We start from the raw sequence: 9,195 nt of genomic DNA on the forward strand, positions 1-9,195 counted from the left end.
TTCCCGCTGGTGCATGGCAGGCTCCCAGCCTCAAGTTTTATCTGGATACACCGTTTTACCCTGGACAGGCGTTGGGCCGATTCCCGACATTGCCCAAGAATTTCGCAAGAAGACAAGTTCCCCAAGAGCCACAAAAGAAGGTAGGACACCGTGAACCCGGTAATCAAAAAATTCCAGTTCGGTCAGTCGACCGTTACCCTCGAGACTGGCCGTATCGCCCGTCAGGCCTCCGGCGCAGTATTGGTCACCGTTGACGACGACGTCAGCGTATTGGTGACCGTAGTCGGTGCCAAGCAAGCCGATCCAGGCAAGGGCTTCTTCCCTCTGTCCGTTCACTACCAGGAAAAGACTTACGCTGCCGGTAAGATCCCTGGCGGTTTCTTCAAGCGCGAAGGCCGTCCTTCCGAGAAAGAAACCCTGACTTCCCGACTGATCGACCGTCCGATCCGTCCGCTGTTCCCGGAAGGCTTCATGAACGAAGTGCAGGTAGTCTGCACCGTCGTTTCCACCAGCAAGAAGACCGATCCGGATATCGCTGCGATGATCGGTACCTCGGCTGCGCTGGCCATCTCCGGCATTCCTTTCGATGGCCCGATCGGCGCTGCCCGCGTTGCGTTCCACGAAAGCACCGGCTACCTGCTGAACCCGACTTACGAACAACTGAAAGCATCGAGCCTGGACATGGTCGTTGCCGGTACTTCGGAAGCCGTTCTGATGGTTGAATCGGAAGCCAAAGAGCTGACCGAAGACCAGATGCTGGGCGCGGTACTGTTTGCTCACGACGAGTTCCAGGTGGTGATCAACGCCGTCAAGGAACTGGCCGCCGAAGCTGCCAAGCCGACCTGGACCTGGGCTCCACAGCCAGAAGCCACTGCTCTGCTGGGCGCTATCCGTGCCGAGTTCGGCGACGCGATCTCCCAGGCTTACACCATCACCATCAAGGCCGACCGTTACGCTCGCCTGGGTGAGCTGAAGGACCAGGTTGTTGCCAAGCTGTCCGGTGAAGAAGGCCAGCCTTCTTCCAGCGAAGTCAAAGCTGCTTTCGGCGAAATCGAATACCGCACCGTTCGCGAAAACATCGTTAACGGCAAGCCACGTATCGACGGCCGCGACACCAAGACCGTACGTCCTTTGAACATCGAAGTCGGTGTTCTGCCAAAGACCCACGGTTCGGCTCTGTTCACCCGTGGCGAAACCCAGGCTCTGGTCGTTGCAACACTGGGCACCGCCCGTGACGCACAACTGCTGGACACCCTGGAAGGCGAGAAAAAAGACCCGTTCATGCTGCACTACAACTTCCCTCCGTTCTCGGTAGGTGAGTGTGGTCGCATGGGTGGCGCTGGTCGTCGCGAAATCGGTCACGGCCGTCTGGCCCGTCGTTCGGTTCAGGCCATGCTGCCTGCTGCCGACGTGTTCCCGTACACCATCCGTGTTGTATCGGAAATCACCGAGTCCAACGGTTCGAGCTCCATGGCTTCGGTCTGCGGCGCTTCCCTGGCCCTGATGGACGCTGGCGTTCCGATGAAGGCACCCGTTGCCGGTATCGCGATGGGTCTGGTTAAAGAAGGCGAGAAATTCGCTGTCCTGACCGACATCCTGGGTGACGAAGACCACCTCGGCGACATGGACTTCAAAGTAGCTGGTACCGCCAAAGGTGTTACCGCGCTGCAGATGGACATCAAGATCAAAGGCATCACCGAAGAAATCATGGAGATCGCTCTGGGCCAAGCCCTGGAAGCGCGCCTGAACATCCTCGGTCAGATGAACCAGATCATTGGCCAGTCGCGTACCGAACTGTCGGAAAACGCTCCGACCATGATCGCGATGAAAATCGACACCGACAAAATCCGTGATGTCATCGGTAAAGGCGGCGCGACCATTCGTGCGATCTGTGAAGAGACCAAGGCTTCGATCGACATCGAAGACGACGGCTCGATCAAGATCTTCGGCGAAACCAAGGAAGCGGCTGAAGCAGCACGTCAGCGCGTTCTGGGCATCACCGCAGAAGCTGAAATCGGCAAGATCTACGTCGGTAAAGTTGAGCGCATCGTCGACTTCGGCGCATTCGTCAACATCCTGCCGGGCAAGGACGGTCTGGTTCACATCTCGATGCTGAGCGATGCTCGCGTTGAGAAAGTGACCGACATCCTGAAAGAAGGCCAGGAAGTGGAAGTGCTGGTACTGGACGTGGACAACCGCGGCCGTATCAAGCTCTCCATCAAAGACGTAGCAGCAGCCAAGGCTTCGGGCGTTTAATCACTCCCCACGCCTGACCGCTTCAACGTTATAAAAAATGCCCCGCAGTGAAAACTGCGGGGCATTTTTTTGTCTGCGAAAACTGGAAACGATTTGTGGATTTGCCCGCTTCCAATCTCGATGCTAGGTTTAGCTCACCGCCCGTGTAGCTCAGCCGGTAGAGCAGCGCACTCGTAACGCGAAGGTCGCAGGTTCGATTCCTGTCTCGGGCACCATCCCCTGTTATTTCACCTTGCTTCTCAGATCATCCACGGCACGTTTCAGCTGATCCAGTTGGCTGTCCTGATTGCTGACGTCCCGCTTGAGGCTGGACAGGTCGCTGGAACTCGCGCTGGAGCTCGACCCGGCGCTACGCTTCAAGTCTTCCACCTGACTGGCGAGCCTTTTCAAGTCGTTGTCCTGTGCGCTGACGGTGCGCTTGAGGTCGCTCACTTCGCTGGAGCTGGAGCTTGAACTGGAGTTCGAGCCGCTGCTGCGCTTGAGATCGTCCATTTGGCTGGCGAGCTTTTTCAGGCCGTTGTCCTGTTCACTGACCGTGCGCTTGAGGTCGCTCACTTCGCTGGAACTGGCGCTTGAACCGGAATTCGAGCTGCTGCTGCGCTTGAGATCATCCACCGCTTTGGCGAGGTTTTTCAGGCCGTTGTCCTGTTCACTGACCGTGCGCTTGAGGTCGCTCACTTCGCTGGTACTGGCGCTTGAACCGGAGTTCGAGCTGCTGTTGCGCTTGAGTTCGTCCACTGCTTTGGCGAGGTTTCTCAGGCCGGTTTCCTGTTCAGTGAGCGTGCGCTTGAGGTTGGCCACGTCGCTGGAACTGGAGCTGGAACTCGAACCACTGTTGCGTTTGAACTCCTCCAATTGCTTGGTGAGTTCTTTCAGGTCCTTGTCCTGTTCGGTGGCAGTGCGTTTGAGGTTGGTTATCTCACTGGCACTCGAACTGGAGCTTGTTCCGTTGTTGCGCTTGAGTTCCTCGATGAGACGAGCCTGCGCTTCGAGGAGATTCTTGAGTTCCTTGATGTCATCCGTGTTGGTTTTAGCGGTGCGTTGCAGTGTTTCCACACCCTCGACACTGAGATTGCTCCTGACCATGACGTCTTTACCATACAGTCTGTGAAAGACGAGGAAGCTGTCGGTGGAGGAAGGGTTGTCTGAGGCGAACTCCAGACCGGCTTGGGCCGTATTGGCCATTGCCATGTTGCCAAGAAAAAGGGCGGCCATGCCTGTTGCCAACAGGGTAGACGGAAGCTTCTTGAAAATACGCATCACCTGAGTTCCTTGTGAAGTGCCTAGATGGCACATCGCTATGACTTTGCTTTTTGAAGGTTGTTCCTGTGTGGCGAGGGAATATTTTCAGAAAAACCGCTCGGCATTTTTTTTGTAGATTTGATGTAAAAGTCCATATAAATCGTCTTCCAAACGTCCTATATTCGGACATTGCACGAGCATCACCCTGCAGTTTTCAAATGATCCACGAATGGTTCTGAAGGCCAGACAAACCGGGCTTCACACGGTTTTTTGCGTCAGAGAGATCCTTGATGATCCAGATCCATCTTCCATTCCCCCGATCAGCGAGAACGACATGACCGTTAAAGAATTGACCCAGGAAGCCAGGCACGAAGAAGCGCTGAAGAAGTACGTGCTGGACGCGCCCCAACTGCTGGAAGAGATCAAGGACTTGCCCGCCGACGATCAGAAAGACCAGATTCAATGGGCGTTTGAGGATGAAGCAGAAGCGCAGGGCCTGCAGCCGTGGGAGCTGACGCTCAAGTACACCTCGAGCCCGGAAGAGTTTGAAGCGGCGCGACTGGTGCTGCACAAAGAGGCGGCCGAGGTATTGGGCGTCGAGTGGGAAGAGTACTGCGAGATGAATAATCTGGTGGTCTGACCCTTGTAGGAGCCGGCTTGCTGGCGAAGGCGGCGTAACGGGTAAACCGCGTCGCCAGGATCGCCAGCAAGCCGGCCCCTACAGTTTCATGTCGTTCAGGAGATTTCAGAGGCTTAAACGCATCGACAGATCGACAGCCTTCACGTCCTTGGTCATCGCACCAATCGAAATGTAATCCACCCCGGTTTCGGCGATCGGCAGCAGCGTGCTTTCGTTGATGCCGCCGCTGGCTTCCAGTTTTGCCTTGCCGCCATTCAGGCGCACGGCCTCGCGCATGTCATCCAGGCTCAACTCGTCGAGCATGATGATGTCGGCACCCGCCGCAAGCGCTTCCTTCAGCTCCGCCAGGCTTTCCACTTCGATCTCCACCGGTTTGCCCGGGGCGATCTTGTGCGCGGCGTTGATCGCTTCAGGGATGCCGCCGCTGGCAGCAATGTGGTTTTCCTTGATCAGGAAGGCGTCGTACAGGCCGATGCGGTGGTTGTGGCAGCCGCCGCAGGTCACGGCGTACTTTTGCGCCAGGCGCAGCCCCGGCAGGGTTTTGCGGGTGTCGAGCAGCTTCACCTGCGTCTCGGCGACGAAATCCGCCAGGTATTGCGCACGAGTGGCCACACCGGAAAGCAATTGCAGGAAGTTCAGCGCACTGCGCTCGCCTGTGAGCAGCGAGCGGGCAGGGCCTTCGAGGTGGAACAACACTTGATTGGGCTTCACCCGTTCGCCATCGGCCACCTGCCAATGCACGGCAACCCGCGGGTCCAGTTGCCGGAAAACCGCGTCAACCCAAGCGGTGCCGGCGATGACCGCGGCGTCGCGCGTGATGATGGTGGCTTTGGCCAGGCGTTCGGCCGGGATCAGCTGCGCGGTGATGTCGCCGCTGCCGATGTCTTCGCGCAACGCACGGCGTACGTTGGCTTCGATTTCGGCGGTCAGATCGGCGAGACGTAGATTCGGCATAACGGACTCCACAAACAAAGTGGCTCGATTATAGGGCCATGGCGCGGGGCAACCCAAGGCGCGCGAGACCTTCCGGTCGTTCTGAAACCTGCATTTGGTCGAATCTCTTGAGCCTGCGAGGTTCAGCAGCGGTCCTTTGCGGGCGTCTATTTCAAAGAGAAACACAGAGTCTGCTGGCATACGGGACATCTTTTGCAAGATAATGCGCCTTGCATTTGACGTCATGACTTTGACGTGTCTTTGGTTCGCCGATTATTGAATGACAGCGGGCGGGCATTGTCTTCTGTTGCGCGCGGCTGTGAGGCTGGCGCACTCGATCTTTCCAACCGAACCGAAGCATCACCGTTTCAGGAGGCCAGGATGCACAACGACGGGAATGTAGTGCCTTTGCACAAGGCAACTACCGATCAGGCGAGTCACTCGCCGCTCGCCCGCCTGCCTGTGATTCTGCTTCAGGTTCGCGACAAGGCCGCTCAACAGCTCCGGCATGCTCTGCAGGAACTGTTCGATAACGCCGACGACACGCTGTTCGAAATGGCTGACCGGGCCCGCAATGACGTCGAGCAGAACATCTTTTTTGAAGCCATGCGCGATTTGCGCCTCAAGCGCAAAAATATCGAGCGGGCGTTTCTCGAACAGTTCTTCGAAGCGTTTGTCGGTCTCGCAGGCAGTATTCAGACGGTCTTGCCGCAGACATTGACCCTCGATATTCAGGCGCAACAGTCCGGTGATGAGCTGGAACGTCGCGTGGCAGTGGAGGCCATGGTCAATAAAGTGCTGAGCCGTGACGGTTTTGCGCTTGATCAATTGACCGCCCGGCTCAGCACGTTGCTGGGCAAGCAGCTGGTGACTACGCGCAATCCCCTGGGCCCGGCGATGCTCTGTGAGTATTTCATGCAGGCCGGGCGCAACCTGGGGGTCGAGATCAAGGTCAAGTTGATCATCCTCAAGCTTTTCGAGCGTTATGTGCTCAGTGATGCCGATCAGCTCTACACCGAAGCCAATCAGATATTGATCGCCACCGGCATATTGCCCGACCTGAAGCCGGCCCCGAATCGGCGTGCCATTGATCGTGCGCAGGCCAGTGTTCGTGCCGAGCCCGACGAGGCTGGCAACCGTTGGGACAGCACGCCAATCGACGACAGCGTGCAGGAAGTGTTCGCGGCATTGCAGGAATTGCTGCTCCACGTGCGTGGCAGTGTCGCGCCAACGCTGGAAACCAGTGCTCAGACGCAACCGATATCCACCCGCGACCTGCTGCGGCTGCTCTCGCACTTGCAGCAGTACGTGCCGGCTCCGGCGGTCCAGGACGAATTCGACCTGCGAAACCAGCTTGAGCAACTGCTGACCCGGGTCAGCGTCAAAAGTGGCAAGTCGCGTGTAGTCGGCGTCGCTGACGAAGATGTGATCAACCTGATCGCCATGCTCTTCGAATGCATCCTCGATGACCGCAATCTGCCGGATTCTCTCAAGGCGCTGATCGGGCGCTTGCAGATCCCGATGCTGAAAGTGGCGGTGATCGACAAGAGTTTCTTCAGCCGCAGCAGTCACCCGGCCCGCCGTCTGCTCAACGAAATCGCCGCCGCGGCCCTGGGCTGGGGCGAGTGCGATGACCACGAGCGCGACAGCCTGTACCTGCGCATCGAGCAAGTGGTGCAGCGTTTGTTGAACGACTTTGTCGACGATCCGGCGATCTTCTCCGAATTGCTGGCGGATTTTCTGGCGTTCACCAGCGACGAGCGTCGTCGCAGCGATTTGTTGGAGCAGCGTACCCGCGACGCCGAAGAGGGCCGCGCCAAAACCGAACTGGCCCGGCAACGCGTCGAGCTGGCGTTGAATCAGGCGTTGTTGGGCAAAGTGCTGCCGCAACGGGTGGTGGCGTTTGTTCAGGACGCCTGGAGCCAGGTGCTGCTGCTGACCTGCCTCAAGCACGGCGATCAGTCCGCCGAGTGGCATGCGGATGTGCAAACCATGGAGCAATTGATCTGGAGCGTGCAGCGCCATGACGACGCTGACGCAAGCCTGCGCCTGTTGGCGCTGGTGCCGGGGTTGCTCAAGTCCTTGCGCGACGGGTTGAGCAGTTCGGCGTTCGATCCGTTCGCCACCGGAGAGTTTTTCAGCGAGCTGGAAGGCTTGCACGTTCAACTGTTCGAACGAGCGGACCAGGCACCGGCTGCCACCCGTCCTGCCGATGCGCCGCTGATGGTTGAAGTGCGCGAAGAAATCGTGCTGCTCACCGCCGACGAAGGGCCGGTGGAATCGGTCTCGGTGCGCTTGCCGGCGGATGATCCGGGCCTGCTTCAGGTCGATCAGTTGCACGCGGGCTGCTGGGTCGAATTTCAGGAAGATGAGGAAAACACCCTGCGCTGCAAGCTCGCCGCGATCATCGAAGCCACGGGCAAGTACATTTTCGTCAACCGCACCGGCATGAAAGTGCTGGAGCGCAGCCGTACCGGGCTGGCACTGGATTTTCGTCGTGGCGCGGTGCGCACCCTCGACGACACCTTGCTGTTCGATCGGGCCCTGGAGTCGGTGGTCGGCAACCTGCGGCGGCTCAATCGCGGCAAGTGATCGCGCGCCGAGGGTCTATCGCGGCATACTGGGCACCAACACAGTCGTCGTTGAAGGAACCTGTATGCAGTTGGACCCCGCGAGCGGTTGGTGTCAGGGCGTGAACGTATGCCCTTCACCCAACTTCAATGCGCGCCCCACGGGCGAAATTTCCCTGCTGGTGATCCACAACATCAGTCTGCCGCCGGCGCAGTTTGCCACCGGCAAGGTGCAGGAATTTTTCCAGAACCGGCTGGATGTCACAGAGCATCCCTACTTTGAAGGGATCGCTGACCTACGGGTGTCTGCGCATTTTCTGATTGAGCGTGACGGCACCGTCACTCAGTTTGTCTCTTGTCTTGAACGCGCCTGGCATGCCGGTGTGTCGAGTTTCGACGGCCGGGAAACCTGTAACGATTTTTCCGTGGGCATCGAGCTTGAAGGCACGGATGATCTGCCGTTCACCGATGCTCAATATGACGCGTTGACGGCCCTGACCTTGCAACTGCAAAGCGCTTTTACGGGCATCACCGCGCAGCGCATCTGCGGGCATAGCGACATCGCGCCGGGGCGCAAGACGGATCCCGGACCTGCGTTCGACTGGGCGCGTTATCGCGCGGCCCTGGCTAAAGAGGAACCACAATGAGTTTTCTGGTGTTGCTGTTGGCGGTCTGGATCGAGAAGTTCTCGGCCCTGCGCCATCGGGTTCAACGTGATGGCGGTTGGGTGGCCGAGTTGCACAAGCTTGAAGCCAACCCGCGTATGGTCAATCGCCCGTGGTTGATTTTGCTGATTCTGGTGCTGCTGCCGGTGGCACTGCTGGGGTTGCTGCTGGTGGTGCTGGAGCCGGTCGCTTACGGTCTGTTGGCGTTGCCGGTGCATTTGCTGGTGGTGATTTATAGCCTGGGGCGCGGTGATCTGCTGGCCGATCTCGGACCGTTTCGCGATGCCTGGCGCCGGGAAGACCTGCAAGCTGCCGCTCATGTAGCGAAACGTGACCTGGACATTTGTGCCGAAAACGGCGAGCAACTACTGGAACGGGTTGAGGGGCATCTGCTCTGGGAGGCGTACCAGAGTTTTTTTGCGGTGATTTTCTGGTATTTCCTGCTGGGCCCGGTGGCGGCGCTGAGCTATCGACTGCTGGCCCTCGCCGAAGAACACGGGCAGAACCCGGCCGTCGTCGAGCGCGCCGCACAACTGCGTCACGCCTTCGATTGGGTGCCGGTGCGTCTGTTGGCGGCGAGTTTTGCGCTGGTCGGCAACTTTGTCGCCGTCAGTCGGGTGATGCTGAGCGAACTGCTGAACTGGAACATCAGTGCCGCCCAACTGATCGAGAAGGTCGGGCTGGTGGCCGGTGAAATTCCTGCGCCGGTGGTCGGGCCCGATGGCATCAACAGCCTCGACCGGATCTGGGAGCTGCTGCTGCGTGCGGCAGTGCTCTGGTACGCCGGTTTCGCGCTGTGGACAGTCCTCCGCTAAACACCACCCCCTTGTAGGAGCCGGCTTGCCGGCGATGGCATCGATGCGGTGTACCTGAAACACCGAGGCGCAGC

Annotated in this window: 7 protein-coding genes and 1 tRNA gene; 6 read left to right on the forward strand and 2 right to left on the reverse strand. The window is 58.6% G+C overall.

What is annotated here, in order from left to right; translation table 11 throughout:
- Positions 1 to 150 precede the first annotated feature (150 nt).
- Both pnp and KGA97_RS13800 read left to right on the forward strand, forming a co-directional pair.
- Positions 151 to 2,256: a polyribonucleotide nucleotidyltransferase gene (gene pnp, locus KGA97_RS13795; RefSeq protein WP_008024453.1), complete on the forward strand. Its 2,106-nt coding sequence runs from the start codon at positions 151 to 153 to the stop codon at positions 2,254 to 2,256.
- A 139-nt stretch (positions 2,257 to 2,395) separates the two neighbouring features.
- Positions 2,396 to 2,471 (forward strand) — tRNA-Thr (locus tag KGA97_RS13800).
- Positions 2,472 to 2,478: 7 nt separating this feature from the next.
- Here KGA97_RS13800 and KGA97_RS13805 read toward each other — a convergent pair.
- The gene (locus tag KGA97_RS13805; RefSeq protein ID WP_223480929.1) at positions 2,479 to 3,516 is read right to left on the reverse strand and encodes a hypothetical protein; all 1,038 of its coding nucleotides are present in this window, start codon (positions 3,514 to 3,516) and stop codon (positions 2,479 to 2,481) included.
- Positions 3,517 to 3,832: 316 nt separating this feature from the next.
- Here KGA97_RS13805 and KGA97_RS13810 point away from each other — a divergent pair, with 316 nt between their 5' ends.
- Complete coding sequence (locus KGA97_RS13810; RefSeq protein ID WP_008024451.1) at positions 3,833 to 4,138, forward strand: DUF6388 family protein; 306 nt, start codon at positions 3,833 to 3,835, stop codon at positions 4,136 to 4,138.
- A gap of 105 nt (positions 4,139 to 4,243) precedes the next feature.
- On the opposite strand, the gene nadC is transcribed toward KGA97_RS13810, so the two are convergent.
- Entirely contained in the window at positions 4,244 to 5,092 is an 849-nt protein-coding gene (gene nadC / locus KGA97_RS13815; RefSeq protein ID WP_008024450.1) for a carboxylating nicotinate-nucleotide diphosphorylase, read from the reverse strand.
- Between the two features lie 360 nt (positions 5,093 to 5,452).
- Here nadC and KGA97_RS13820 point away from each other — a divergent pair, with 360 nt between their 5' ends.
- The 3 genes from KGA97_RS13820 (at position 5,453) to ampE (ending at position 9,121) form a co-directional block, all read left to right on the forward strand.
- The gene (locus tag KGA97_RS13820) at positions 5,453 to 7,663 is read left to right on the forward strand and encodes a DUF1631 domain-containing protein (RefSeq protein WP_008036226.1); all 2,211 of its coding nucleotides are present in this window, start codon (positions 5,453 to 5,455) and stop codon (positions 7,661 to 7,663) included.
- Positions 7,664 to 7,727: 64 nt separating this feature from the next.
- Positions 7,728 to 8,288 (forward strand): 1,6-anhydro-N-acetylmuramyl-L-alanine amidase AmpD, encoded by a 561-nt coding sequence (gene ampD, locus KGA97_RS13825; protein ID WP_223480930.1) that lies wholly within the window; start codon positions 7,728 to 7,730, stop codon positions 8,286 to 8,288.
- Entirely contained in the window at positions 8,285 to 9,121 is an 837-nt protein-coding gene (gene ampE, locus KGA97_RS13830; protein WP_223480931.1) for a regulatory signaling modulator protein AmpE, read from the forward strand. Before ampD ends, ampE begins: the two co-directional genes overlap by 4 nt.
- Positions 9,122 to 9,195 lie beyond the last annotated feature (74 nt).

Origin of the sequence: Pseudomonas sp. BF-B-15, assembly GCF_019946675.1 — a bacterium.
GTDB classification, from domain to species: Bacteria; Pseudomonadota; Gammaproteobacteria; order Pseudomonadales; family Pseudomonadaceae; genus Aquipseudomonas; species Aquipseudomonas migulae.

Coding starts and splice junctions, on each gene's coding strand:
- KGA97_RS13805 (WP_223480929.1), bottom strand. CDS start 3,516: ATGCGTATTTTCAAGAAGCTTCCGTCTACCCTGTTGGCAACAGGCATG.
- KGA97_RS13810 (WP_008024451.1), top strand. CDS start 3,833: ATGACCGTTAAAGAATTGACCCAGGAAGCCAGGCACGAAGAAGCGCTG.
- nadC (WP_008024450.1), bottom strand. CDS start 5,092: ATGCCGAATCTACGTCTCGCCGATCTGACCGCCGAAATCGAAGCCAAC.
- KGA97_RS13820 (WP_008036226.1), top strand. CDS start 5,453: ATGCACAACGACGGGAATGTAGTGCCTTTGCACAAGGCAACTACCGAT.
- ampD (WP_223480930.1), top strand. CDS start 7,728: ATGCAGTTGGACCCCGCGAGCGGTTGGTGTCAGGGCGTGAACGTATGC.
- ampE (WP_223480931.1), top strand. CDS start 8,285: ATGAGTTTTCTGGTGTTGCTGTTGGCGGTCTGGATCGAGAAGTTCTCG.